This window comes from Pseudomonas sp. LB1P83 (assembly GCF_054897885.1).
This window is the reverse complement of record NZ_CM142709.1, coordinates 2,106,228-2,130,355: the sequence shown is the minus strand read 5'-3', so window position 1 is coordinate 2,130,355 and position 24,128 is coordinate 2,106,228. Positions and strand designations below refer to the sequence as shown.

Here is a 24,128-nt window from a genome sequence, read left to right as displayed (position 1 = left end):
CCAATGCAAACCACGTTCGAAACTGCCTTAGATCAACATGAGATCTCCGAATTCTTCAAAGGAAAGGGTATCTACTTTGCTAGAGGATCCGACTGGGGTGATCATCTATATGTAAGCAACTGGGCAGAAATGTGCGGCGTACTTGAAACCCAGAAAGCTGCGCAGAGCTTATTGTCGACTATATTTGAAGAGTACGCGAGATACCTCAATGAAAATTACGAAGACGCTGAAGGTCTACTTTCAAACATAACAGCATATTGCATAACAAGACAAAAATTCCCATTTCTATCCGCCGACAACTACGACCTGATCAAGAGTCTCGACAACAAAAGCAAAGAAAATATAGGCCGCCTATTTAGACTTTTAAGAAAAGAGCACGATATAAAAACCAAAGATCTACAAATGCTTTCGTTCGAACAACGACTTCAAAAACTAAAAAGCAACGGCTGCTCCATTGATCTTGAAAATCTTTAAATGACAGAAATTTTCCCTCCTTTTTTTTAAAATCAGTCCCCTCTTTAACCGAAGCCAATTTTTATGAGTGGGAACATCTTCAATGATCAGCAACTTTGAAAAAGCATTAAACAGAGATGAAATCCCAGACTATTTCAGAGGATCCGGCATCTATTTCACAAGAGATCCCGACTGGGGTAATCAACTACACATCATCAACTGGCAAGGGCTTTGCAGCTTTCTCGAGACACAAAAAAATCCCGTGTCTATTCTAAAAATCGCGTTTGAAAAATACGTAATTACCGTAAAAAACAGTCTAGAGGACGCAAACGACCTTCTCGAAAATATAGGCTGCTATTTTTATATGCGGAAAAAGGACCCAGCCTTATCGGAAAATGGATTTGACCTAATCCGGGATATATCCAGCAATGAAAAACTGAAAATATCTAAATGCATGGAATACCTGCGCCAACAAATAAACAAAACGACGAACGCACAGGACATCGGAGTTTACAACAGTCGACTATCAAAGCTAATTAATGATGGCGGACCAACCGATCTAGAGAATCTTTAACGATAAAGACCTCCGAAAAAAACGATTAATAGATTTATTTCATGATGGGAGCCTACCGATGCATTACCCCGAACTGAAAAATGCGATTCATCGTGCCGGTTTCACCATTACCGAATTCTCGGACCAGAGAGCATTTTTCGGCTGTTGGTCACTCACTGTCGAAGGTTATGGACATAGCTACTTGATCGTCAACGAAGGACGTGAGGGTTGGATGATGTTCTATCTTAAGGAAACGGGTAGGGCATTTATTGAGCTGGATAAAAAAGAATCGACCTGGATGGACAACGCGGACAGGGCGACCCAATGCCTTATCTGGCTTTCCGGCTCCCGCCCACCTCAGGAGTGCAAGATCCGAAATTATTACGTAATTGCCGAAAAGGACCTTGTACCGGAGCTCGCCCATAGTTCTGAGTGGCCAAAGTTGATCGGGTATTGCTACGCCGATAACTATTTTCTTTTTTTTGAAGGCAAGGGACATGGGTTGGGCGGATCTGCTGTCCCAGCTCACAAGGCGAATAATGCTGAATGGTTGCAACTTTTCGCTGCGTTAAATGCAGAGTGGTTCTTGGAGTTGCTAGAAACGTCCAGGTTCGCGTCGGAAGAGGCATTTACCTTGGCGTTGACCGCACAGATTGGGTTGCTTGAAGTTCGAGAATTTTAAAAACCATTTAGTTTTGGCGCAGGTTTATATCTGCTTCGACCTATTTGAAAGAAAACAGATCCGTCCCCTTTGATTTCAATACATCTGACAGGCACGTCGGAGATTTCCTGCAAGCTACGGCGTATATTCGAACTTGCGCTCAGCTTCCCATGTCGATAACCTTCGACAGTCGCTGCATATTAGTGACCGGTTTTGACAGACCGAACGTTATCAAGGCATGCAAGTGCCGTCATGTGAACAGTTGGCACTTTTTTTATGCCCGCCGTTCCGTATTATGGCGGCTGTGCGTGGGGCACCTTCGGGTGCGCCGGGTTCCTTGATCCTCGGTCTGTCAACCCGCGCACAGCTGCCACCCTTCTTGTTTGACAGCGAGTAGTGGTAGCTCCATTTGATCAAGGAGATTCACTATGAAAAAGATCACCCCAAATCCCCCTGGACTCTCGGATTCGTCGGCCCCTCTAGACCCGATAGAACTCAGCAAAGCCACCCAACTCGCCGTCAGCACCCGTCTCCGCGACCCAAAAAGCCCTGACCCCGTCAGCCACGTTTTTACCATCCTCCCCAACATCGACACCGAAACCCTGCTAAGCCACGCCTGCGAGACCCTCACTTCACTCAACGTCCTCACCACTGACTTGGCCTGTGAACTTGAGGGTTCACACCGCAGCCTCGCGCTGTCGATTCAACAATTGGCCGTACTGGGCGAGCTGCTGGTAAACCGAGCGCTGGACAACCTCGATCCACCCGGCGAGGCGTCCGACGCTCCGTCGGGCACTGAGTCTTGAGAGAAGGAGAATCAGCCATGGCTCGATACATGCCGATCACCGGCATCGACTGCATGATCCCTTCCCTGCTGATTGATGCTGAGGCTCCCCTCGACGTGTTGCATGACACGGCAGCACATCGAATCCGCAGCGTGACCCAACTGCTGGAAACAATGGCACTGAACGAATCGCTGACCGGCGACGCCACGCTATTGCGGGACTTCGCTCAGGTAATTGCAACTCAACTACGCGACGGCTGCGATTTGCTGGATGTCATCGGTCGACGATTACAGGCACAAACTTAAACAAACAAAAAACGGGCGATCTTATGATCGCCCGTTTTTTTATGCATTCACCGCCAACAAACCTTCCTCAACCTCATACTTAACAACCACCCGATTCTTATAAAGCCGTTCATCCTCCAACACCTCACTCCCCTGCCCCTTACTCCTCACCTCCCGCCATATCTCGTTCTCCCGAAACACCCGCCCGCCCTCGCGCAGAAACCGATGCCCAACCTGATAAACGTGATACCGATACTCCCTCACCCGGTCACACAACAACTCCCCTTCCAACTGCTGATCCCCAACATTCAATTTCAACTGAAAATGCCGATCCGTCGGGTTATGCAGTACCAAATCTATGTAGTTGTAAAAAATCACCGCCCCGGAGCCGAATGGCAACACTCGCCCGTCATCAGGAAACGGATCGAAGCTGTGGTTTGACCGTTCAACCACCACCAGCGGCGAGTGAATGGCCATCCAGTGAATCAGGTTGCTCAGTTGGCAGATGCCGCCGCCGATGCCGCTGCGTGCTTCACCAAATGACAGCTCCATGCCTTCGACGTAACCGCGTTTGCGGGTCGGTCGGCCCACCAGTCGGCAGAAGGAGAATTATTCGCCGGGCGCGATGACTATGCCGTTTATTGATGACACGGCCAGTTTGAGGTTGATGACTTTGTTGTGTTGCAGCGCAATATCGGAGTTACCGAGCCTTCGGATCAGCTTGGAGGTGTGTTTGAGGTAGCGAAAGGGCAAGCGGGATTCGGCGTTGATCGAAACGGCGTACTGCCGGCTGGAGAAGCGCCAGGCTATTTGCCGAAACAGTCTTTTTTGCCACACGCGCAGCCAGTAGAGGGCCGGGTGATAAAGGGAGAGTGGTTTCATCCGTGTCAGAACGGCGGCGGCCGTTTTCATCCTTGATGTGAAAAGTGCCGCGCATCTTAACGTATTGCTGCAGGTGCGTATCGAACTCGGAGGTGTTCGCCCAGTGTAATGGCCTCGGCAATCCCTGCACTGGTAAAGAGCCCTGCCACTGGGCGAACGGGAAGTATTTTAATTGAAGTCGGGAAAGTTGTCCGTATACATAATCATGAAATTTATCGATACAACATTAATTAAATGTCGTTTCAAATATGATTTGTACGACAACAAAAAAACTCACCAGTTAGACCGTTAAAACTGATTGTTCTTATACAAAAAAGTTGTACAAGAACAATCAATATATAGAGTTAATACTCAGCTTTTGTGTTTGCTGGTCACTGTCAGTATGTCGGTGTAGGTCACTACGACACTTTGTCCAACTTTCAGGTCTTTCAGTTTTGCTTGAACTTCGGGCCTTACGACGTCAATGGTCTTGGACTGGCCGGCAGGATTTTCGAAGGTCACCTGGTTTTTCTTCAAATCGATTTTGGTGATTTTTAGCTGAACCTGCACCTGGCGGTAGGCTTCGCCGCCCGGGTTGTCGCTGCCAGGGGCGGCACGGACTTCGCCGGAACGCTCGACAGTGCCTGGCAGGCCTTTGTCGACATCCGTGTCGAGGTAGGCGGCGACGGAGCTGGTGACCTCGATGTCGACCCGATCGCCGACTTTCAGTTTGTCGAGGTTTTTCGCTTTGTCGGTCAGTTGCACATGAACCTGGCGACCTTCCGGCCCTTCAAGGACGACTTGGTGATTCGCCGCATCGACCGAGATAACTTTGGTCGTGACCTGATCCGCTTCCACAACGGCAGACAGCGGAATGTCCGCAGCCATGGCGCCAAGGCTGGTGGCAGACAGCAAGGTAGCGAGGGTGATGGCTTTAGTCAGTGCGTGGAGTTTCATAAGCAATACTTTCCCTGTGAATTGGTGGCAGCAGACGGCTCTGGCGCGTGGGTCAGCGTCGACTGTGCAAATCAGCATAGACGCTGATCAGGGAGTGTTCGCAGTTTCTTGCGCGGTGGATTCGCCGCTTTCAGTGCCCTTGCCGCTTTCCTTGCGCCGGGTCGGGTCGGTGGGGCGCAGGGCGTCGTTGTCGCGCTCGACTTCGCCGGGAGGTCGCGGTTCGTCGGGGTGTTTTGCGGTGTTGGGTGATGGGGGTTTCATGATGGTTCTCCTCAGGCTTCGGGATCATCAACTTCCTGGGCGACGTTCACCGCGGGCGAGTCTTTGTGGGATTGCTCGGCCTTGGCCTTCAAGGCCTGCCATTGCTCTAGGTCGATGGCACCCTGCCCCAGCAAGTCGTCGGCCACCCGCAGCAGTTCGCTGTAATGGGCGTCGGGGGATTGCTGCCAGTAGGCCTTGTCTTCGAACAGGCGCTGCCAGGCATCGAGGTCGGGTGGTTTTAGGTCTTCGCTCATGAGTGAGCTCCTGCGAGGCGTTCGTACGGTAGAGGTCTGCGCGGCGTTTGGAGTTCCAGGGGATTTGGTGGGAGGCAGGATCAAAAGATCGCAGCCTCGTTTCACTCGACAGCTGCTACAGGGGGTTAGTAGCCGGTCATTTCGAGGTAGCCGGTGCCGCCGTTGAATTGCACCGGGCCTTCCCAGTAAGGAATGCGCAAATCCATCCAGGCATTGGGGTTGAGCGCGGTGATGGAGATGTCGAGGTGTTTGGCGGGGATTTTGATCGACCAGCGCACCGGCATGTCACGCCCGGCGACTGTGGCGGTGTCTTGCGGTGTGAGGCTGATGTCGGTGGCGTGCAATAACTGGGTCTGGCCCTGGGCGTCGATCCAGGTGCCGGTGAGGTAAGGCGCGCCGTCCTTTTGCCGCATGCGGTAAAGCATGACCTGTTCGCCGCTGTCCAGGTGCAGCGAAAACCAGTCCCAGCCTGTTTGATTGACGGTCAGTGGCTGGCTGCTCCACTCGCGGTCGAGCCAGGCCGGACCGCTGACCTGATAAGTCTTGCCATCGATTTCCAGCGCGCCACTGGCCTGGAAAAACGGTTGGCTGTAGTAATACGACGCCTGCCCTTGTTCGGATTTCTGACTGAAACCCTTGTCACCCTGAAGCACCAACGGACGGGTGGACGTCAGCCGTAATTGGTAGCTGAAGCCCTTGTCCCGAGCGCTGAGTTGAAGATCCGCCAAGGCCTCGGAGCCCTGACTGCTGAAGCGCCAGTCGTCGATCCAGGCATTGAACGGCGCGAGACTCACCCCCGCCTGACCAACGCCGCCACGGGCATAGCGTTCGGCCGCGTGGTGGGCCGTTGCCGACGTCACGGCCGCGTGCCCCAGCCAAAGGGTCTGATTACCCCATCCAGGCTGCTCCGAAACAGCTTTCAACGCACTGCGAAACAACGTCCATTGCACACCAAATTCGCGACCCTGATCGTCCTTGAGATTGGCCGTGACGTACCACCATTCGATGCGAAAACCGTCATGCGGCCCATGATCGGTCGGGAAGCTGAAGACCCGACCGGGCACCACCGGAGTAAACGCGGATGCCTCACCGCCGAGCCCGGCGAAGCCTTTATCGTCTGGCGTCGAGTTGTCGCAGCCACTCAACATCGCCAATAGCAACACAGCGACCTTAATCCTCATGCGCAAACGTCCTCAACAGGTCGGCCGGTTGCGTGCGATACAGCGAATACAGCGGCCACGCCGACGCCAGCAAGGTCGCAAGCAACGCCAGCCCCATCAACTGCAACAGCTGCAGCGGAAACACCCGCAGCGGCAATCGCCAGCCAAACGCTTGCACGTTGATCACCGTGTCCAGGCACCACGCCAACGCGATCCCCAGCGGTAAGGCCAGCACCAGCGTCAGCACCGCCAGCAACCAGGTCTGCCCAAGGTTGAGCAGCATCAATTGCCGTCGCGTCACGCCCAGCGCCCACAGCGGCGCGAGTTGCCCGAGGCGGCTCTGGCTCTGGGTCAGCAGGCTGATGAACAGCGCCACACCGGCAACGGCCAGGGTCAGGCTGTTAAGCGCGGCGGTGGCGGCGAAGGTGCGTTCGAACACTTGCGTGGACCATCCCTTGAGCCGCGCCTGATCGACGATTCGGCTGTCGTCCAGGGTGAAGCGTGTTTGCAGCGCTTTGAGGAATGGCGGAATCAATGCCGGCTCGATGCGCAGGTTGAAACGATTGGGCGTGAGCTGCGGCCACCCGCGCAGCAGATGGTTGCCGTTCACCAGAATGTGGCCCTTGGGATTGCCGTAGTCAGCGTAGATCCCGACGATCCGTGGCGACCACGGGCCGCCCGGCGTAGGAATGGTCAGGTGATCGCCGAGCCGCACGTTCAAGCGCCGGGCCAGTTGTTCGCTGAGCATCAGGGCATCGTCCTTGGCCAAGCGGTCCCAAGGGTTGTCGCCCAAGGCTTCCAGCAGCGGCCAATGTTGGCGATAGGTCGGGTGATCGATCACACCGAAGACGTCCGCCGGCCAGCCTTGCAACTGGATCGACACTTGCCAGTTGGGCAGCACGGCTGTCAATGAAGGCTGCTGTTTCAGCCAAGTGTGCAGTTCGCGGGACTGGGCCGGGTTTTGCGGATTGATGTAGAGCTCGGCGGTCAGGCGTTGTTCGAGCCAGTCGCTGAAGGTTTCGCGAAAACCGGCGGTCATGCTGCCGGCGCCGATGTTCGCCGCCAGTGCCAACAGCAGCGCCATCAGCGCCAGGCTCAGCGCTGGAAGTTGCTGACGGCAGTCGGCGAGAAACCATTGGCCGAGCACCGAATGACTGCGGCTCAACGCCAGGTTCAACACGATATTCAGCACCACCGGCAAGGCCAGTGCGGCACCGATCAACAGCGCCGCCATCAGCACAAAACCACTGGCCAGGCTGTCGCCCCAGAACAAGGCGATGAGCGCAATGACAGCGGCCAGTGCCGCGACCCAACCCTGACGCCGTAACCAGCGCGCGTGAGCCTGATGCCAGGCTTGCGGATCGGCCAGGGCCAGCAAGGGCAAACTCGCCGCCCGCAACAAACTGCTGGCTCCGGCCAGCAGCGCGCCGAGCAAACTCAAGCCCACTCCACTGAACCACCACCATGGGCTGAGGCTCAACTGCCCGGCCACTTCGGCGCCATACAAACCGCGCAGACTGGCGGCCACATCCGGCAACAGCACACTGGCCAGCAGGTAGCCGCTGGCGACGCCGGCAATGCCGCCGATCAGCGCCAATGCCCCGAGTTCAACCGCCAGACACGTAATCAACATACGAGCACTGACCCCGCAAGCACGCAGGGTTCTGAGCAATCCCCGGCGTTGCTCCAGCGCCAGCCCGATCGCGGCGTGAACGATGAACAAACCCACCACGAAGGACAGAAAGCCCAAGGCATCGAGGTTCAGATGAAAGCTTTCAGTCAGCCGCGACAGATTGTTTTCTTCCCCGCTGGTCTTGAGCTGCAACTGGCCTTTGTATTGATCGGGTAATGCTGCACTGAAATCCTGGGGCAACAATAGGCGCGACAGTTGCTCCGGCAGACCGAGAATCTGCTGGGCGAAGCCAATGTCCACCAGCAACATGCCGGGGGCCATGTCGGTCTGAACCTGCAGCGGCGGCAATGCCACACCGCTCGCGCTCAGCGGCTGTTCACCCTCATGCAGACCCAACGTCTGCAAAGTCTGCGGAGAAATCCAGGTGCGGCCCGGCGGGGTGAAAAACTCGACAATCTGCTCGATCGCCAACGATCGCCCCGCCACCGCCGAACCGGCCGGCAGCGACACCGGTTCGATGCCCATCAGCTGCAAACGCTGGTCTTCATTGCCCTTGAGCGTCACCCGCCCTTGCAACACGGGCGATACCGGCCAGCCCGCGCGGCGCAGGTCGACAAACACTTGCTGGGAAAACGTCGCGCCACTGGGTGCGCTGAGACTGGCCTGGGGTTCGCCGCCGATCAACTGGCTGGCTCGGGCATAGCTTTCCCGCGCCTGGCTGTTCAACGCCTCAACGCCAGACAGAAGGCTGGTGGCGAGCCAGAGCCCGGTCAGCACACTGAAAAATTGCACCGGGTGCTGCCGCCAATGGCTGAGCAGCGCCCGCAGCGTTTCGCCAAAGACTCGCACTTCAGCGCTCGTCCGCGCCAGCCAGACGGCCGCGGTGCAGCACTACTTTTTCCGCCAAACGTGCTGCCACGTGGGGGCTGTGAGTGACCATCAACAAGGTGGTCGGGCTGTCGTCGAGCAATTCCAGCAGCAACTTCAATACCTCATCGCTGGTGGCTTCATCGAGGCTGCCGGTCGGCTCGTCGGCCAGGAGCAATTTCGGCTGCGACGCCAGGGCGCGGCCCAACGCGACGCGCTGCTGTTGCCCGCCGGAGAGCTGCTCCGGATAACGCCGCAGCAAATCACCCAACCCCAATCGCCGCACCAGATGCGCCTGCCAGCGCGGGTCATGGCGCCCCGCCAGTCGCGCCTGAAACGCCAGATTGTCCTCGACCCGCAGGCTGCCAATCAGGTTGAACTGCTGGAACACCAAGCCGATTTCGGTCCGACGCCAGTTGGCCAGTTGCCCTTCGTTCATCTGCTCCAGCCGATGTTCGCCACTGCGGATGCTGCCCTGATCGACCTTGTCCAGCCCGGCGATCAAGTGCAGCAAGGTGCTCTTGCCGCTGCCCGACTCGCCCATCAGCGCCAGGCTGTTGCCGGGTTTCAATGTCAGGTCGACACCTTGCAGCACCGGCAGTGGACCTTGCGGAGTGGCGTAGCTTTTGAAGACGCCTTGGACCTGAAGCATGGGCAAGCCTGTTTGATGAACGTGGGGCAAGGATAGCGGCCTTGCATGGTTTTTGTCCGTTGCGGATTGCTGCCCTCACCGGGCGCCGCCCTCTGTTGCAGAGGTTCTGCAATACGTTTCGTTAGATCAACCACGCGACGGGCTTCGTCGATGAAGGAGCAGCGCACTATTCATGAGCAAACAGCGCTGAACACTCTTCTCCGACAAAGCGCTTTGGTTGTGCCTGCCAAAACGCCTCTTTCCAAAAGAAGTAGTCATCGAACTCGCCATGTTTCTGTGGCCACTGGCATTTTTCGCCTATCGGAAATCGCGTCAGGTGGACGCGTGCTCGCAGCGAGACCGTGCCGTTCTGCAATGGAAATACATCCTCTGCAAGTCGGGTGATATTCCACCATGAGCCTGCAGTACGATCCTTATAGGAATTGACTTCGCCAAAGGTAAAATCGATCCAGTTCAGCAAACTGCCGCGCGGGGCAAAATCATAAAAAGTGTTTTCGCCAATCTCCCGATAGGGGTCCAGACTGAGGTTCCAGAACTGCGCAGACTTGTGGACCTGTAGCCAAGGGCTGACCACATTCTCAAGGTCCTTGATTTTTGCTGCTGCCCCCATGAACACCAGATTGCGAATGTTCAAGTCACCATGCCTGGCAAGTACATTGACCGCCACAATTGCCCCCATACTGTGACCGATCAAATCAATTTCGCTGCCTTTAAGTGAGGGATCGGCCTCATAACGTTTCAAGAACGTAGTGACCGCAGTGTCGGCATAGCGGGGAGCATCCAATTTAATACTGTCGGCTTCGCCTGCCATATCCCCCTCAAAAGCCGAACTTTTGGATAACACCAGATCGGTACGTCGTAACATCCCATCCCAAGACCCGGTTCCAAACCCATCTACGAAGGGAGCCGCCAAGACCTTGATGGGGTTCCAGACGGTGTAATAATCACTTCCTACGCCCACATAAGGCGGCCGGTTGATAACCGCAAAACCTTCAGCCTTCAACAGTTTCGCCCTTGCCTGATAATCGACTTCCGCCTCTGTATGCACTGATTTGGTCACAACCAATGGGTCGGTGACTTCTTTGAACATCGACGACGGAATTCGAACAATGGAACGCCCTACGTCCTCCAACAATACAAACGGTGCACTGATCGGGCCCAGAATCGGCCGATTCAAACCTTTTCTGATTTTGACCAGATGGTCCCAGTAGTTTGTCATGAAGCCCGAATCCCAACCGATGAAGACCGGGTAGAGATCGTCTTTCATCATAAGTGCGGTGTACTGGGTGGCGCGCCGGGTTGCAGCCTCGAACTCATTCAAACCGCCATGAATGAACAGAACCAGCTTCAGTTTTGGGTTTTCGCTTTTGTGCTTTTTGAAGTCCGTCAATATTGCATTGGCATAGAGAGCTTCTTCGTCATGAATTGCTTTGGGGTCAGAAGACGTCGCGATGGGTTCCCCGGTCCTGGGATCAAGCAGGTTTCCATATCCATCGATATAGATTGTGTGGAATTTCGCTGACTGAGGATCCGGGGCACGCGCTGTTTGCTGGCTAGCACATCCGGCGATCATCAACAGGGTGCATCCAATCAATAGGGCAACTTTCATCGAGTGCTCTCCTGAAAAGCGATCAGTCCATTTTTGTGTCGCTCTCATTGCCCCGTCACAAGCCCCGTCTGCGTCTCAACGTTTCCCGGCGTCACAATGCTCTTCAGGTCAATATGCTTCCACTCAGGCTTGGCCCCCAGCCGCGCATTGAACCGGTAGTTGAACGTAAAATCGTCCGCCGTCGGCACGCTCAACGGCTTGCCATAAACCGCCTCGATCCCCGCCAGGTCATACCCCATCAACTGCAACAGCGTCGGGAAGATGTTGTAGTGACTCGACCGGTCCTTGTTCGCGGTCAGCGCCTTCTGCCAATCCAGTGTGCGCAACTGATCCCCCTGAATCACCACCAATGGCACCAGGCCCTCCTCCTGCACCGGATCACCGCCACAGTGCAAATTCAACCCGGGGTTGCCCCGCTCATGAAGGTCTTGCCCATGGTCCGAGGTGTAAATCAGCAGGGCATTGCTCATCTCGGCCTTGGTAAAAACCCGTGAGAAAAACTCCCCGACGTTCCACAGCAACGTGTTCTTGTAGGCATTGCGGTACAGCACCCAATCATCCGGCTGACCGTTGAAGCCATCCCGCGTGCCGGTGTCCGCGATCTCGACAAACTGCCCCCGGGGCAACGTCGGACGGTACGCCATGAACGCGTCCGGGTACTTGTCGTGCACCGGGAAATGCGCGCCCACCTTATTAATCACCACTAACTCGGGTTTGCCGTCGTTGAGCAAGTCGATCAGTTTCGCCGCTGCCGCCATGTCGCGTTCGCGCACGCTGGTCTGGTCGAATTGCACAAACTCGTCGATGTCCTTTTTCTCGGCCTCGTTCATCAGGTTCTGCAAGTTGCCGCCGGTGCGCTGGGCATCGATATAGACGGTGCGCAGGCCGGCCTTCTTCGCGTACTGCCAGATCGACGGCATCGTGCTGTTAATGCGCATGTAGTCGCCGCGGGTGCCGCCATAGCGCAGGGTGATGTTGGTGTCGGCGCTGCAATTGGCAATGGAGGCGGCGTAACCGTAATTGAATATCTCGACGCCGGGGCGCGGTTCCTTGAGGTTGCTGTGCACACCGAACGGCGCGTTGATGTCCAGGTAGTTGCCGGAAATGCTTTCGTCGATGATCAGCACGATGTCGTGGCCCGGCGGTGAGTCGTTGCGCGCCAGGCTCACCGGCTCGCGCGGGCCGACGGTGTTGTGCAGGGCTTCATAGGTAAACAGGTTCAGATAGGCCAACGGCGTGTACATGATCGGCAGGCCACGGGCGCCCTCGCCGGCGCGCACGAACAACACCGCACTGAGCAGCAGCACCCCGAGTACCGGCGCCGCCACCAGCAGCGCACCGGGCAGCGGCATGCGTCGACGCGGCTTGAGCCCTATGCCGAACAGCAGCAGCAAGCCGGCGACCACCCCGCTAATGATTGCGTCGCGGTATTGGTACGCCGCCTCTTGGATGAACCCGCCGGAGTACACCAGCGACACGAAGCTGCTGTACGTCAGGTAGTCGGCCGTGACGCGGGTATAGACGTCGAAAAACACCGCCGAGACAAACATCGCCAAGGCAAACACATGACGGATCAGTGTCTGGCGAACGTAGGCGGTCATGAAAAGCGCCACCGTCAGCGCAATAAACATCCCGCCAAACAGCAGCACCGGGAAGCCGATACCCATCGCGTTCAGGCGTTCCAGGTAATAGTCGTAATTCTTAACTAAATAGAGAACTAAGAGCAGTTCTTTGAGGTATCGAATCATAGTATTTCCGATGCTCGCGGCCGTCCGTTGGCCAATAGATTGTCGGCCATTTTTTGACACTAGCACCGGGCCATCAAAGCGCAAGAAATGTTGGGTTTTTCGACAAAGCGTCAAAAAAACGTTGACTCAAATCTGACACACTCAGGTGGCTACAACCCTTGTGTTTCAAGCCCTACGACCGTTTATCGTTTTGTTCGAAATGTGAAAAACCCGTCAAAACCGCGGCAAATCCAGCTGCGGCAAGCACTTGATGGCAAAACGCCCCGAAAATGGGTCTGTTATAGCAAAGCAACATGTCATTTTGCTGACACGTTTTCCCAGCGCTGGGCTATACCCCTTTTGACAGTCTTATTTCAGTTCTTTCAACCGTCTTACGAGGCACGCCAATATGGACGTGAGCGTATTTGGTACGGGCTACGTTGGCCTGATACAAGCAGCGGCACTGGCCGACGTCGGACATCGTGTCTTATGTGTCGACATTGATCCGAACAAGATCAAGCAACTGCAACAAGCCGTGCCGCCGATCAGCGAACCTGGGCTATCCAGCGCGCTGGAAGAAAACATCAAGGGCGGTCGTTTGCTGTTCACGACCCAGGCCAGCGATGCGGTCGAACACGCCGAGCTGATTTTCATCGCCGTCGGCACGCCCGCCGATGAAGACGGTTCGGCCGACCTCAGCCACGTCCTAAATGTGGCCCGCCAGATCGCCAGTTACATGGAGGCCGATCGCACACTGATCATCAAGTCCACCGTGCCGGTCGGCACCGCGGACCAGGTAGCCGCCACCGCCAACGAAGAACTGCATCGCTGTGGCAAGAGCGTCCTGAAGGTGCGGGTGGTGTCCAACCCCGAGTTTCTCAAGGAAGGCAGTGCCCTCGCCGATTGCATGCGCCCGGACCGGATCATCGTCGGCACCGACGACGACGAAGCCCGCGGCCAGCTGAGCGAGCTCTACGCGCCGTTCTGCCGCAACCGTGAAAAGATCATGTTCATGGACAACCGCAGCGCCGAGCTGACCAAGTACGCGGCCAACGCGATGCTCGCCACGCGCATCAGTTTCATGAATGAACTGGCCAACCTCACCGAACTGCTAGGGGCCGATATCGAAGCGGTGCGCAAAGGCATCGGTTCCGACCCACGCATCGGTTACCACTTCATCTACCCCGGTTGCGGCTTCGGTGGCTCGTGCTTCCCCAAGGACCTGCGCGCCCTGCTCCATACCGCCGAACACAACGGCATGCCGTTGCGTCTGCTGCGCAGCGTCACTGACGTCAACGACAGTCAGCGCCACATCCTCTTCAGCAAACTGAAAGCGCAATTCCCCAACGGGCTGGCCGGCAAATCCATCGCAATCTGGGGCCTCGCGTTCAAGCCCAACACCGATGACATGCGCGAAGCCCCCAGCCGTTACCTGATGGAAGCGCTGTGGGCCGAAGGCGCGAGCGTGCAGGCTTATGACCCGGAAGCCATGTCTGAATGCCGGCGCATTTACGGCTACCGCAATAACTTGCACCTGTGCGCCACCCGCGACGACACCCTGGAAGACGCCGACGCCTTGGTGATCTGCACCGAATGGAAGAACTTCCGCGTGGTCGACTTCGACCTGCTAGCGAGCAAATTGCGCTCGCGGGTGATCGTCGACGGTCGCAACCTCTACAACCCGGAACAAGTGGCGGCGGCCGGTTTGCACTACAGCGGCATCGGCCTGCGGCACATCGTTCCCGAGGCGCCGCGACCATGAAGATTCTCGTCACCGGAGCAGCCGGTTTCATTGGTGCCCACTGCGTATTGCGGCTGATCCGCGAGGGGCACGACGTGTGCGGGCTGGATAATTTCAACGACTACTACGACCCGCAACTCAAACACGATCGCGTGGATTGGGTGCAGGAGCAGGTTGGCAATTTCCAGCTCGCGACGGTTGACCTGGCTGACGGTCCGGCCATCGAGGCCCTGTTTGTCCGTGAAAAACCCGAAGTGGTGATTCACCTCGCGGCGCAGGCCGGGGTGCGTTACTCCCTGGAAAACCCTCGGGCGTACCTCGACAGCAATTTGAACGGGTTCCTCAACATTCTCGAAAGCTGCCGCAACCACCCGGTCAAGCACCTGATCTACGCCTCGTCCAGCTCGGTGTACGGCGCCAACCAGCACACGCCCTACTCGGTGAAGGACGGCGTCAACCACCCGCTGTCGCTGTACGCCGCGACCAAGAAAGCCAACGAGCTGATGGCCCACAGCTACAGCCATCTGTTCGGCATTCCCTGCACCGGCCTGCGTTTTTTCACCGTGTACGGGCCCTGGGGTCGGCCCGACATGTCGCCGATCCAGTTTGCCCGGGCGATTGCCGAAGGTCAGCCGTTGAAGTTGTTCAACTACGGCGAACACCAGCGCGACTTCACCTACATCGACGACATCATCGAAAGCATCGCCCGCCTGATCGAACGTCCACCGCAGGCCAACGCCGAATGGGACCGTGAACAACCGGACCCGGCCAGCAGCATGGCGCCGTGGCGGATCTACAACATCGGCGGCCAGCACCCGGTGGAACTCAAGGATTACCTGGCGCTGCTGGAAAAACACCTCGGACAAAAAGCCCTCGTCGAGTTGCTGCCTTTGCAGCCGGGCGATGTGCTCAACACCTGCGCCGATGCCAGTGACCTGGCCCGGGCAACCGGATTTCAGCCTTGTATCGAGCTGGATGAGGGACTCGGGCGCTTTATCGCCTGGTTCCGCGATTACTACCCACTGCCTATCGCCCACGCGCCGCTAGCGGCTGAACTTCAGCGGAGGATTCTATGACTGGACATGAAAAAACGGTGCCCGTGCAACAGATGCGCCGAGACAAGCGCCTCGACCCGGAGCACCGAATGCGCCTCGATACCGCGATCCATATGCAAGGTCGCGGCTGGATGACCGGTCGTGACGGCGGCCGGCCCTGGACGCTGTCGCGCACCAACCGCGTGGTCGCCTGCTTCGGTGCGCTGCTGATCCTGCTGCTGATCTCGCCCATCCTGCTGGGCCTGGCACTGGCGATCAAATTCAGCAGCCCGGGACCGGTGATGTTCGTGCAGAAACGCACCGGCTACCGCGGTCGCAAGTTCGGAATGTTCAAGTTTCGCACCATGGTGGCCAACGCCGAGGAGCTCAAAGAGTCCCTGCGTCACCTGAACAAACACGGTGCCGACGCCATCGATTTCAAGATCGACAAGGATCCGCGCATCACCGGCATCGGCGGTTTCCTGCGGCGCAGCAGCCTGGATGAGCTGCCCAACCTGTTCAACGTGGTGACGGGCGACATGCGCCTGGTGGGCCCGCGCCCAACCTCGTTCAACGCCTACCGCTACAAGGACAATCACCTTGCACGCCTGAGCATCTACCCCGGCATGACCGGCCTGTGGCAGATCTCCGGACGCAGCAATATCGACTTCGACCAGCGCGTTGAGTTGGACCTCAGCTATATCGCCGAGCAGAGCCTGTTGCTTGATCTGAAGATCCTGTTGAAAACCCCCTTCAAAGTGTTCAGCGGCCACGGAGCGAGTTAAATGGACGGTTCATCAGCCAAAAGCCTAAGCATTGCCAACCCGAGCGAGTCCAATCTGACTTCGACCGTGCTCGATCTTGATCTGCGGATCCTGTTCCTGACCGCCGCCAACCCCGGCGCTGGCACCACCACCAGTGCCCTGGCGCTGGCCAGCCAACTGGCGCAAATGAGCAGCGGCGAAGTGCTGCTGGTCGATGCCAGCCATTCGGCGACCAACCTCACCCAGCAGTTGGGGCTGACTAAAGAGCGCGGTTTTCGCGACCTGCTGTTCAACACCCAGAACCCGCCACTGCTGCAGGACTGCGTGGTGAACGTTTCCAGCCTGCCCTTCCACATCCTGCCCAACGGCCGGTTCGTGCGCGGCACCGAACACCTGACACCCGAACGCCTGGGCCCATTGCTCGATCAGCTCGGCAGTCAGTATCGCTTTGTGGTGATCGACGGCGACGCGGTGTATTCCGCCGCCGACACCATGATCATCAGCACCCAGGTGGACGGCGTGATCATGGTCGTGCGCTCTGAAGACACGCGCTGGGAAGTGGCCCAGGCGGCCGTTCAGCGCTTGACCCAGGCCGGCGCGAAACTGGTCGGCAGCGTCTTCAACCGGCGCAAGTACTACATGCCGAAGTGGCTGTACAAAAACCTGTAAGCAACCAGAAAGGGATGACGACATGAACGCCAAAATGCTTGTCCTGCTGTTGCTGCCGCTTGCAGGTTGCTCCAGCACTTCCGAAACCCAGACCATGCCGGTGAATATCCTCACGGCCGCACCGGCCAACGCCCAGGCCACCGACATGCCCAAGATCGAACAGACCTTGCGGCCACAGGATGTGCTGGACGTGATCTTCCACATCAGCACCAGCGGCTCAGACGCCTACCGCATCCAGTCCGGTGACCAGATCGGCCTGAACTTCACCGCCGCCAGCCAGCTCAACGGCAATCAACTGGTGCTGCCCGACGGCACCATTGAACTGCCGGGCGCCAACACCTCGGTGAAAATCGCCGGGCTGACGTCCGAACAGGCGCGTGAGGAAATCCAGCGCGCCTACCAGCGCAAACAGCTGTTCCAGCCTAACCGCAACCAGCTGTCCGTGCAGGTCATCAGCCCCCTGAGCAACGAGTCCAACCTCAAAAGTGCCCTGAACCACCCCGCGACCGGCATGAGCCGGGAGATCACCGTGGGCACCGACGGTTATGCCAGCTTCCCGGAAATCGGCGCCGTGCCGCTGCAAGGCATGACCGTCAATCAACTGGAAACCTTCCTCAACCAACGCTACGCGAAGCTGCCGGGGCGGATGACCGTCGACGTGCTGCTGAAGTCCACGGCGGGTAACGAAATCTATGTGCTGGGCGAAGTGGGCCAACCGGGTTCCTACCCGATCCGCCGGCCGGTCTCGGTGCTCGAAGCACTGACCCTGGCCCGTGGCAGCAACACCAAGGCGCGGCTCGATTCGGTGATGATCATGCGCCGCAATGGCAACCAGGTGCAGGCCGTGCGTTACGACGTCGAGAAAGCATTGGCCGGCGATGCGTCGCAGATTGCGTACCTGCAACCGGACGACATGCTCTATGTGCCGAAGACCAAACTGGCCAGCGCCGGTGAGCTCGCACGGCAATTGGCAGACGTGGTGTTGTTCCAGGGCGTGGGCTTCAGCTTCGGCTACCGCGTCGACAACAAAGACAGTGACAGCAACTAACTCTCAGGTGACCGACCATGAATCCAAAGGAAAACTACCTGCACGAGTTCTTCAGGATCTTCTTCGCCAACAAGCAGTTGGTGAAGCGAGTCTTCCTGGTCTTTGCAGTGATCGCGCTGGTCTTGCCGTTGGTGCTCAAACAGAGCTTCGATATCACCGCCCAGGTGATCGTGCAGTCCAAAAAACTCTCCCAGGGAGACGCCACGACGTCCCTCAACCAGGAGAATGCCTCGTTCATTCCCCCGTCCCTGGCGGACATGGAAACCGAGAGCAATATCCTGCGCTCGCCGGCGTTGATCCGGCAGACCATCAGCGAGTTGCGCGACAAGGGTGAGTACACACCCACCCCTGGCGTGTTCAACAAACTGGTGACCCAGCCGTTCAAACAGTACGTGACCACCCCGCTGCGCGAATACGTGATCAACCCGGTGAAAGCCACTCTTGGCCTGGAAACCGATCCGGTGCGCGACACGGTGCTGGATGCACTGACCCAAGAGGCGATGGACAGTCTGAAAATCGAGACCCTGCCTGGCTCCAACGTGATCTCCATCATCTACAGCTTTGACAATCCGGCCCAAGGCACCAAGTTTGTCGCAACCTTGCTGCAGAACTACCTGACCAGCCGTCAGGAACTGCAATCAATCGACTTGCCACAATCGTTCTACGAAACCAAAAAGAAGCAGTACCAAGTGCGGCTCGATGGCCTGGAAGGCACTCGGCTGGCCTTGCTTGAAGAAGTCGGCTCGTCCGATCCAAAGGAAGAAATCACCTTCCGCCTCAACGCCATCAACACCGAGGAGCAAGCACTCAACCTGTACCGCGACCGCCTGCTGCAAAGCCAACGCTGGCTCGACTACCTGAAAACCAGCCTGGCCGCTGCCAGCAACTCCAAACTCAACGACTACACCTTCCCCTACACCTTCACCACCACCGTGGACAACGTGGCGTTCGAAGATCGCGAGATCAAACAGATGGGTGAGGCCCTGACCACTCAGGTCAGCCGCTACATGAACGACCTGGCGATCTTCCAGCCAAGCAGCGAGCCGATGTTGCTGACCCGCGAGCAAATCGCCCGCACCCGTCAGCAGTTTCTGAAAGTGGTCAGCAACCGGATTCAGGAGCGCACCACCGACCTGGCCGTTGTCGCTTCAGTGATCAACCAGAAAACCGCGCGCATTGCCGAGTTCAAAGACCGCATCCACCAGTTGCAGAAAACCCAGAGCAAGCTGCGGCAGATGGACACCGAGATCAACGGCTTGCACGCGGCGTTCTCGACGTACGCCCAGCGCTTCGCCGAAAGCAGCACCTCTCGCTCGCTGGACAACGACCTGTCCAACGCACGGGTACTCAGCCCGCCGTATGAGCCTACCGAAGCCGCGTTCCCGAAACCGATGCTGATCATTCCGTTCGGCTTATTCACCGGTCTCTTGCTGGCGATTGCCCTGGTCTACGTGCGTGAGTTCTTCGATCACCGTTTCAAACACCCAGCGCAAATCACCCATGAACTGGGCTTGCCGGTGCTGTTGGTGATCAACGATCAAAACGTGGAACCGACCAATCCGCACAGCAACTGGTCCGTGCCTGGACTTGTGCACTGGGTGCGCAATTGAACGCGCCGCTCATCCCCTCCCTGCCGATCATTCATTTGCTCAGCAGCGGCGGCTTCTACGGGGCTGAGCGGATGCTGCTGGACCATTGCCTGGCGACGCCGGGGCAGCACCAGGTGCTGTTTCTCGATGCGCCGCCAGACCTGATCGCACGGTTTCGCCAGGCGGGGGTCGACTGCCGGGATTGCGCGGGGCTGGGGTCATTGCTCGCGCATTTGCGCCAGCGCCGGGCGGAACGGCCGTTGATCAATACGCACAACTTCAAGGGCCTGTTGTTTGGCTGGGTGGGCGCAACGTTGTTGCGCCTGCCGCTGGTGATTACGCAACACGGTTTTACCCCGCGCAGCCGCAAGCAGAAGTTCTACACCTGGCTGAGCCTGCAACTGTGCCGCACCGCCTCGGTGAATCGCGTGGTTTGCGTAGCCGAAAGCATCGCCGTGCTGTGCCGCCAGGCCAGTGTCCGTGCGGAAAAGCTGCAAGTGATTCCCAATGGTTTACCGGCGGCCACCGGACTGCTGCCGCACAGCGTGGACCGCCAGCGTTGGCTGGCCGGTTACGTCGGGCGGCTGAGCAGTGAAAAGGGCCCGGACTTTTTTCTCGATGCGCTGATTCCACTCTGTCAGCAACACCCGCAACTGGACGCCGTGATGCTCGGCGACGGCCCGGAACGGAACACGCTGCTGGCGCGCATCAACGAAGCAGGTTTGCAAGACCGCATCACCCTGCCGGGTTACCAGACCGACATGGGTAAGTGGTGGCAGCAACTCGATGCGCTGGTGATCAGCTCGCGCACCGAAGGCACGCCGATGATTCTGCTCGAAGCGATGCAAGCCGGGGTCCCGGTGGTGGCGTTTGGCGTCGGCGGGATTCCTGATGTGCTGCAAGACCGGCACAACGGCCTGTTGGCGACACCCGCCGACAGCGCCGCCCTCGCCCGCCAGATCGGTTCGTTGTTGACTGAACCGGCCATGGCGAGCCAGCTGATCGACAACGCAAAACGTACGCAATTGGACCGTTACGACCTCAAGGCCCTGGCCGAACGGTGGTCGCAACTTTATCTCCGTACTGCACGGGAGGCACGCGCGTGATCTTTCCGCTCTCGATCGTCAGTTTGTTTGGCCTGGTCTGCCTCGGTTTGCTGGCCAGCCCTTATCCGTATCTGGCGCCGGGGGCGGTGCTGGGCCTGGTCGGTGTCGCGCTGCTTTATCGCAAACCCGCCTGGGGCTTGCTCGGGATCGCGGCACTGATACCGTTCGAAGGTTTCTTCAAGGACAGTTCGCTGTCGGGCACCAAGTTCCTCGGCGTCTCACTGGCCGTGATCCTGATGCTGCAACTGGCCATCCACCAGCTCCCGTCCGAGCGCCTGCGCAGCAACATCTGGCGCTACCTGATCTGGTTCATGGTTTTGTACCTGCTGAGCGTGATCAACACCGACAACATGGGCATGTCGATGGGGCACCTGCGGGAGCTAAGCGTTGGCCTGATTCTGTTTGTGATCACCCTGCTGATCGGCCGCGAGCTGAACATGGACCTGTTCGCCAAATTGGTCACCCTCAGTGTCACGGCAACCTGCGTGCTGGCGGTGTTCTCCAGCAAGTATCAGGACCAGGGTCGCGCCGCAGGTCTGCTGGAAGACCCGAACGCCTTTGCCATGCTGATCGCCTTCGCCGTGCCACTCGCCTTGCTGCTGGTGGTCCGCAGCCCACACTTTTTGCATCGGTTGTTCTGGGTCGGGTGCTGCATTTTGCTGCTGGGCGGCATGACCAAGACCGAATCCCGTTCGGGGCTGGTGGTGCTGTTCCTCAGCCTGATGATTGGCGCCTGGCACTACCGCGCCGAGCTGAAACGCATCCGTCCACGGCATCTGGGCTTTGCCATGCTGGGCCTGGTGATCGTGATTCCGCTGGCCCTTTATGCGATGCCGAAGGGTTACATCGAGCGCATACAGTCGTTAAGCATTTTGAGCGCCGGCGCCAAGAGTCAGGACCAATCCCTCGGCCGTCGCGCCTCATACATTGTGGTCGGCAGCCAGATGATCCGCGAGAATCCGCTGCTGGGCACCGGCCCCGGGACGTTCCCGCTGCACTACGCCACCACCGGGTATGCCAAGGCGTTTTCGGCTAACCGCAAAATCGGCGACTTGTACCGCCGCGCCCACAACACCTACCTGGAAATCTTCAGTGAACTGGGGATTCCCGCCGGCCTGCTGTTTGTCGGCATGCTCGCCCTCGGCTTGTACAACCTGGTCCGCGCCCGCCGTGCGTGGATGCAGCGACGCAACCGCGAACAAGCGGATTTGCTGACGCACCTGAGCATGAGTTTTCTGTCGCTGACCCTGTTTTTGATGTTCCTCAGCGCACCCAACCAGAAGTACGTGTGGATCATGCTCGCCCTGACCAGCGTGCTGCGTTTGAAAGCCGAAGAAAGCCCACTCGTGGAGGCCAAGGCATGACCCGCATCAGCATTGTCATTCCGATGTACAACGAAGCCCCACACATCGCCCGGACCCTGCTGGCGGCGCAACGCGCCGCCATCGCCGCCGGAGTGCAATGTGAACTGATCGTGGCCGACAACGGCTCCGAGGATCAGGGCCCGCACATTGCCCGGCAAATGGGCGCACAAGTGCTGGTGCTGCCGGGCTTGCTGATCGGCGCCTTGCGCAACCGCGGCGCCGCCGTCGCCACCGGCAAATGGCTGGCCTTCCTTGATGCCGATATCGAAGTGCCCGAGGATTGGCTCACGCTGTTGTTGAGAATCGAGCCTGCGGTTCACGTCGACGTCCTAGGACTGGATTTGCACACCCCGGCGCAAGCCCCCTGGTATGCCGATGCCTGGCAACGCCGCCTGTTGCGCCCCAGTGCGGAAACGGTGCAAACCGTACGCTGGCTGCCCAGCGCCAACCTGCTGATGCGTCGCCATTGGTTCGACACGGTCGGGGGTTTCAATGAAAGCCTGCGTACCGGCGAGGACAAGGACTTCACCATGCGACTTTCCCACGCCGGTGCGCGCCTGCTGTCGGTCAACCAGAGCGTTGCCTTGCATTGGGGTTATGAGGCCAGCTGGCGCGAATGGATGGGCAAGGAATTCTGGCGTCAGGGCAGTCACCTGCAGTTACTGCGCAGCAACGGCATGAGCCTGCGTCTGCTGCGCTTCCCGATGCTGTCGATAGCCGCCTGGGTGCTGGACATTGCGGCGCTTTTTGCCCTGCTCAACGGCCAGGTTCATCTGACGCTGTTCTTCTTGCTGGTGACCAGTCTGCCCGCGCTCGCCCTGAGCATGCGCCAGAGCATGAAACACCGCGACCTGGGCCTGACGCTGCAACTCTGGGGCCTGCATTGGGTGCGTCTGCAACTGGCCGGTGCCGCGTTCATCCTCAGTCTTTGTCAATGGAATGCCAGGAGGCCGGCCCGTGGCTGAATTCATTTTCTGGTTGTGCCTGTTGCTGCCGGTTTACGCCTATATCGGTTATCCGCTGCTGTTGACGCTGCTGGCGCCGTTGTTTGCTTCGCGGCGCCATGCGCCGCCGGAACCGATGAACATCAGCATCGTGATTGCCGCGCACAACGAAGCGCGGCACATCGAACACAAGCTGCGCACCTTGCTCGCTCAGGATTATCAGCCGGCCTCGCTGCAGATCATTCTCGCCAGCGACGGTTCGACCGACGACACCGTGGCCTGCGCACGCAAGGTCATCGACCCGCGCATCACTATTCTCGACCTGCCCCGCCAGGGGAAGGCCGCGACCCTGAATGCCGGCGTTGCGTTGAGCACCTGCGATATTCTGGTGTTCACCGATGCCGACAACCAATGGTCCCGCGACACCCTCGGTAACCTGCTTGCGCCCCTGTGCGATCCCCAGGTCGGCGCGTGCGCCGGGCACATGGTGATCCCGGTCACCGGCGGTGGCCTGAGCATCGGCGACAGCCTCTATCGGCATTACGAAGGCTGGCTGCGCAGGGTGGAAAACCGCACCGGCTGCATGGTCTCCGCCGACGGTGCCTTGCTCGCTCTGCGCCGCGAGTTGTTCCAGGACATCCCGGCCGAGGTCAACGATGACTTCTTCATCAGCACCTGCGCACCGGTGGCGTTCAAGCGAATTGTCTATGTGCCCGAGGCGCAGGTGGTCGACCAGGGCGTCGATGAAGCGGACAAACAGTTCCGTCGTCGTCAGCGGGTCACCGTCGGTGGCTTGCAAAGCCTGGCCCAGCGCAGCGAGCTGCTCAATCCGCTGAAACATGGCTTGTATTCGATTGCCTTGATCAGCCACAAGTTGATCCGCCGACTGGCGCCGATCCTGTTGCTGCCGCTGTTACTGAGCAATTTCTGGCTGTGGGAGGAACACGGATTCTATCGCCTGAGCCTGGTCGCACAGCTGCTCGGTTACGCCGTGGCCATTGCCGGCCTGCTGGATTCCAAACACCGTTTGCCCAAACCCTTTCGCCTCGCCGCGTTCCTGCTGGTGACCCTGGCCGGGATGAGTATCGGTCTGTGGCAGTTCCTGCGGGGGCAGCGGTACGCCCAGTGGAACCCCGAGCAAAACCGTTGAGA

Annotated in this window: 23 protein-coding genes and 1 pseudogene; 15 read left to right on the top strand and 9 right to left on the bottom strand. The window is 58.3% G+C overall.

The annotated features are described in order from the left end of the window. Positions 1-3 precede the first annotated feature (3 nt). The 5 genes from ACYZTY_RS09865 (at position 4) to ACYZTY_RS09845 (ending at position 2,757) form a co-directional block, all read left to right on the top strand. Complete coding sequence (locus tag ACYZTY_RS09865; RefSeq protein WP_461958294.1) at positions 4-474, top strand: hypothetical protein; 471 nt, start codon at positions 4-6, stop codon at positions 472-474. A gap of 82 nt (positions 475-556) precedes the next feature. Further along, positions 557-1,027, top strand: coding sequence for a hypothetical protein (locus ACYZTY_RS09860; protein WP_461958293.1), 471 nt, complete (start codon positions 557-559; stop codon positions 1,025-1,027). A gap of 58 nt (positions 1,028-1,085) precedes the next feature. Further along, complete coding sequence (locus ACYZTY_RS09855; protein ID WP_461958292.1) at positions 1,086-1,688, top strand: hypothetical protein; 603 nt, start codon at positions 1,086-1,088, stop codon at positions 1,686-1,688. A 407-nt stretch (positions 1,689-2,095) separates the two neighbouring features. Next, positions 2,096-2,473: a DUF6124 family protein gene (locus tag ACYZTY_RS09850; protein WP_461958291.1), complete on the top strand. Its 378-nt coding sequence runs from the start codon at positions 2,096-2,098 to the stop codon at positions 2,471-2,473. Positions 2,474-2,490: 17 nt separating this feature from the next. Then, positions 2,491-2,757, top strand: coding sequence for a hypothetical protein (locus ACYZTY_RS09845; protein WP_461958290.1), 267 nt, complete (start codon positions 2,491-2,493; stop codon positions 2,755-2,757). A gap of 39 nt (positions 2,758-2,796) precedes the next feature. Here ACYZTY_RS09845 and ACYZTY_RS09840 read toward each other — a convergent pair. The 9 genes and pseudogenes from ACYZTY_RS09840 to ACYZTY_RS09800 form a co-directional block, all read right to left on the bottom strand. After that, positions 2,797-3,618 (bottom strand): annotated as a pseudogene (locus ACYZTY_RS09840) (VanW family protein). Positions 3,619-3,969: 351 nt separating this feature from the next. After that, the gene (locus tag ACYZTY_RS09835) at positions 3,970-4,554 is read right to left on the bottom strand and encodes a hypothetical protein (RefSeq protein WP_461958289.1); all 585 of its coding nucleotides are present in this window, start codon (positions 4,552-4,554) and stop codon (positions 3,970-3,972) included. 87 nt (positions 4,555-4,641) lie between these two features. Next, positions 4,642-4,815: a hypothetical protein gene (locus tag ACYZTY_RS09830; protein ID WP_461958288.1), complete on the bottom strand. Its 174-nt coding sequence runs from the start codon at positions 4,813-4,815 to the stop codon at positions 4,642-4,644. 11 nt (positions 4,816-4,826) lie between these two features. Further along, entirely contained in the window at positions 4,827-5,069 is a 243-nt protein-coding gene (locus tag ACYZTY_RS09825; protein WP_109632873.1) for a hypothetical protein, read from the bottom strand. A 125-nt stretch (positions 5,070-5,194) separates the two neighbouring features. Then, entirely contained in the window at positions 5,195-6,250 is a 1,056-nt protein-coding gene (locus ACYZTY_RS09820; protein WP_461958287.1) for a lipocalin-like domain-containing protein, read from the bottom strand. Further along, positions 6,240-8,711, bottom strand: a complete 2,472-nt coding sequence (locus tag ACYZTY_RS09815) for an FtsX-like permease family protein (protein ID WP_461958286.1) — start codon at positions 8,709-8,711, stop codon at positions 6,240-6,242. Before ACYZTY_RS09815 ends, ACYZTY_RS09820 begins: the two co-directional genes overlap by 11 nt. Before the next feature lies 1 nt (position 8,712). Further along, on the bottom strand, positions 8,713-9,381 hold the full coding sequence (locus tag ACYZTY_RS09810; protein WP_461958285.1) for an ABC transporter ATP-binding protein: 669 nt from the start codon (positions 9,379-9,381) through the stop codon (positions 8,713-8,715). A 166-nt stretch (positions 9,382-9,547) separates the two neighbouring features. Then, entirely contained in the window at positions 9,548-10,990 is a 1,443-nt protein-coding gene (locus ACYZTY_RS09805) for an alpha/beta hydrolase family protein (protein ID WP_461958284.1), read from the bottom strand. A 44-nt stretch (positions 10,991-11,034) separates the two neighbouring features. After that, complete coding sequence (locus ACYZTY_RS09800) at positions 11,035-12,738, bottom strand: sulfatase-like hydrolase/transferase (protein WP_461958283.1); 1,704 nt, start codon at positions 12,736-12,738, stop codon at positions 11,035-11,037. Between the two features lie 388 nt (positions 12,739-13,126). On the opposite strand from ACYZTY_RS09800, the gene ACYZTY_RS09795 reads away from it, so the two are divergent. Genes ACYZTY_RS09795 through ACYZTY_RS09750 form a run of 10 tightly spaced genes read left to right on the top strand, consistent with a single transcriptional unit; the run spans position 13,127 to position 24,126 of the window. Beyond that, entirely contained in the window at positions 13,127-14,479 is a 1,353-nt protein-coding gene (locus ACYZTY_RS09795; protein ID WP_461958282.1) for a UDP-glucose dehydrogenase family protein, read from the top strand. Then, complete coding sequence (locus tag ACYZTY_RS09790) at positions 14,476-15,534, top strand: NAD-dependent epimerase (RefSeq protein ID WP_461958281.1); 1,059 nt, start codon at positions 14,476-14,478, stop codon at positions 15,532-15,534. Before ACYZTY_RS09795 ends, ACYZTY_RS09790 begins: the two co-directional genes overlap by 4 nt. Continuing rightward, positions 15,531-16,277 carry a sugar transferase gene (locus ACYZTY_RS09785; RefSeq protein WP_461958280.1) on the top strand — a complete coding sequence of 249 codons (747 nt, stop codon included), beginning with the start codon at positions 15,531-15,533 and terminating at the stop codon, positions 16,275-16,277. Before ACYZTY_RS09790 ends, ACYZTY_RS09785 begins: the two co-directional genes overlap by 4 nt. Then, positions 16,278-16,925 carry a CpsD/CapB family tyrosine-protein kinase gene (locus ACYZTY_RS09780; protein ID WP_461958279.1) on the top strand — a complete coding sequence of 216 codons (648 nt, stop codon included), beginning with the start codon at positions 16,278-16,280 and terminating at the stop codon, positions 16,923-16,925. A 22-nt stretch (positions 16,926-16,947) separates the two neighbouring features. Further along, positions 16,948-17,973 (top strand): polysaccharide biosynthesis/export family protein, encoded by a 1,026-nt coding sequence (locus tag ACYZTY_RS09775; protein WP_461958278.1) that lies wholly within the window; start codon positions 16,948-16,950, stop codon positions 17,971-17,973. 17 nt (positions 17,974-17,990) lie between these two features. Continuing rightward, on the top strand, positions 17,991-19,583 hold the full coding sequence (locus ACYZTY_RS09770) for a GumC family protein (protein WP_461958277.1): 1,593 nt from the start codon (positions 17,991-17,993) through the stop codon (positions 19,581-19,583). Continuing rightward, the gene (locus ACYZTY_RS09765; RefSeq protein ID WP_461958276.1) at positions 19,580-20,668 is read left to right on the top strand and encodes a glycosyltransferase family 4 protein; all 1,089 of its coding nucleotides are present in this window, start codon (positions 19,580-19,582) and stop codon (positions 20,666-20,668) included. The genes ACYZTY_RS09770 and ACYZTY_RS09765 overlap by 4 nt, the downstream gene beginning before the upstream one ends. Continuing rightward, complete coding sequence (locus tag ACYZTY_RS09760) at positions 20,665-22,032, top strand: O-antigen ligase family protein (protein WP_461958275.1); 1,368 nt, start codon at positions 20,665-20,667, stop codon at positions 22,030-22,032. The genes ACYZTY_RS09765 and ACYZTY_RS09760 overlap by 4 nt, the downstream gene beginning before the upstream one ends. Beyond that, on the top strand, positions 22,029-22,997 hold the full coding sequence (locus ACYZTY_RS09755; RefSeq protein ID WP_461958274.1) for a glycosyltransferase family 2 protein: 969 nt from the start codon (positions 22,029-22,031) through the stop codon (positions 22,995-22,997). Before ACYZTY_RS09760 ends, ACYZTY_RS09755 begins: the two co-directional genes overlap by 4 nt. Further along, positions 22,990-24,126 carry a glycosyltransferase gene (locus ACYZTY_RS09750; protein WP_461958273.1) on the top strand — a complete coding sequence of 379 codons (1,137 nt, stop codon included), beginning with the start codon at positions 22,990-22,992 and terminating at the stop codon, positions 24,124-24,126. Before ACYZTY_RS09755 ends, ACYZTY_RS09750 begins: the two co-directional genes overlap by 8 nt. Positions 24,127-24,128 lie beyond the last annotated feature (2 nt).

Excerpts from the sequence above, each read along its gene's own strand:
- ACYZTY_RS09835 (WP_461958289.1), bottom strand. The coding sequence starts at position 4,554 with ATGAAACTCCACGCACTGACTAAAGCCATCACCCTCGCTACCTTGCTG.
- ACYZTY_RS09805 (WP_461958284.1), bottom strand. The coding sequence starts at position 10,990 with ATGAAAGTTGCCCTATTGATTGGATGCACCCTGTTGATGATCGCCGGA.
- ACYZTY_RS09790 (WP_461958281.1), top strand. The coding sequence starts at position 14,476 with ATGAAGATTCTCGTCACCGGAGCAGCCGGTTTCATTGGTGCCCACTGC.
- ACYZTY_RS09780 (WP_461958279.1), top strand. The coding sequence starts at position 16,278 with ATGGACGGTTCATCAGCCAAAAGCCTAAGCATTGCCAACCCGAGCGAG.
- ACYZTY_RS09785 (WP_461958280.1), top strand. The coding sequence starts at position 15,531 with ATGACTGGACATGAAAAAACGGTGCCCGTGCAACAGATGCGCCGAGAC.
- ACYZTY_RS09775 (WP_461958278.1), top strand. The coding sequence starts at position 16,948 with ATGAACGCCAAAATGCTTGTCCTGCTGTTGCTGCCGCTTGCAGGTTGC.
- ACYZTY_RS09770 (WP_461958277.1), top strand. The coding sequence starts at position 17,991 with ATGAATCCAAAGGAAAACTACCTGCACGAGTTCTTCAGGATCTTCTTC.
- ACYZTY_RS09825 (WP_109632873.1), bottom strand. The coding sequence starts at position 5,069 with ATGAGCGAAGACCTAAAACCACCCGACCTCGATGCCTGGCAGCGCCTG.
- ACYZTY_RS09800 (WP_461958283.1), bottom strand. The coding sequence starts at position 12,738 with ATGATTCGATACCTCAAAGAACTGCTCTTAGTTCTCTATTTAGTTAAG.
- ACYZTY_RS09855 (WP_461958292.1), top strand. The coding sequence starts at position 1,086 with ATGCATTACCCCGAACTGAAAAATGCGATTCATCGTGCCGGTTTCACC.
- ACYZTY_RS09755 (WP_461958274.1), top strand. The coding sequence starts at position 22,029 with ATGACCCGCATCAGCATTGTCATTCCGATGTACAACGAAGCCCCACAC.
- ACYZTY_RS09850 (WP_461958291.1), top strand. The coding sequence starts at position 2,096 with ATGAAAAAGATCACCCCAAATCCCCCTGGACTCTCGGATTCGTCGGCC.
- ACYZTY_RS09865 (WP_461958294.1), top strand. The coding sequence starts at position 4 with ATGCAAACCACGTTCGAAACTGCCTTAGATCAACATGAGATCTCCGAA.
- ACYZTY_RS09810 (WP_461958285.1), bottom strand. The coding sequence starts at position 9,381 with ATGCTTCAGGTCCAAGGCGTCTTCAAAAGCTACGCCACTCCGCAAGGT.
- ACYZTY_RS09820 (WP_461958287.1), bottom strand. The coding sequence starts at position 6,250 with ATGAGGATTAAGGTCGCTGTGTTGCTATTGGCGATGTTGAGTGGCTGC.
- ACYZTY_RS09845 (WP_461958290.1), top strand. The coding sequence starts at position 2,491 with ATGGCTCGATACATGCCGATCACCGGCATCGACTGCATGATCCCTTCC.
- ACYZTY_RS09830 (WP_461958288.1), bottom strand. The coding sequence starts at position 4,815 with ATGAAACCCCCATCACCCAACACCGCAAAACACCCCGACGAACCGCGA.
- ACYZTY_RS09860 (WP_461958293.1), top strand. The coding sequence starts at position 557 with ATGATCAGCAACTTTGAAAAAGCATTAAACAGAGATGAAATCCCAGAC.
- ACYZTY_RS09795 (WP_461958282.1), top strand. The coding sequence starts at position 13,127 with ATGGACGTGAGCGTATTTGGTACGGGCTACGTTGGCCTGATACAAGCA.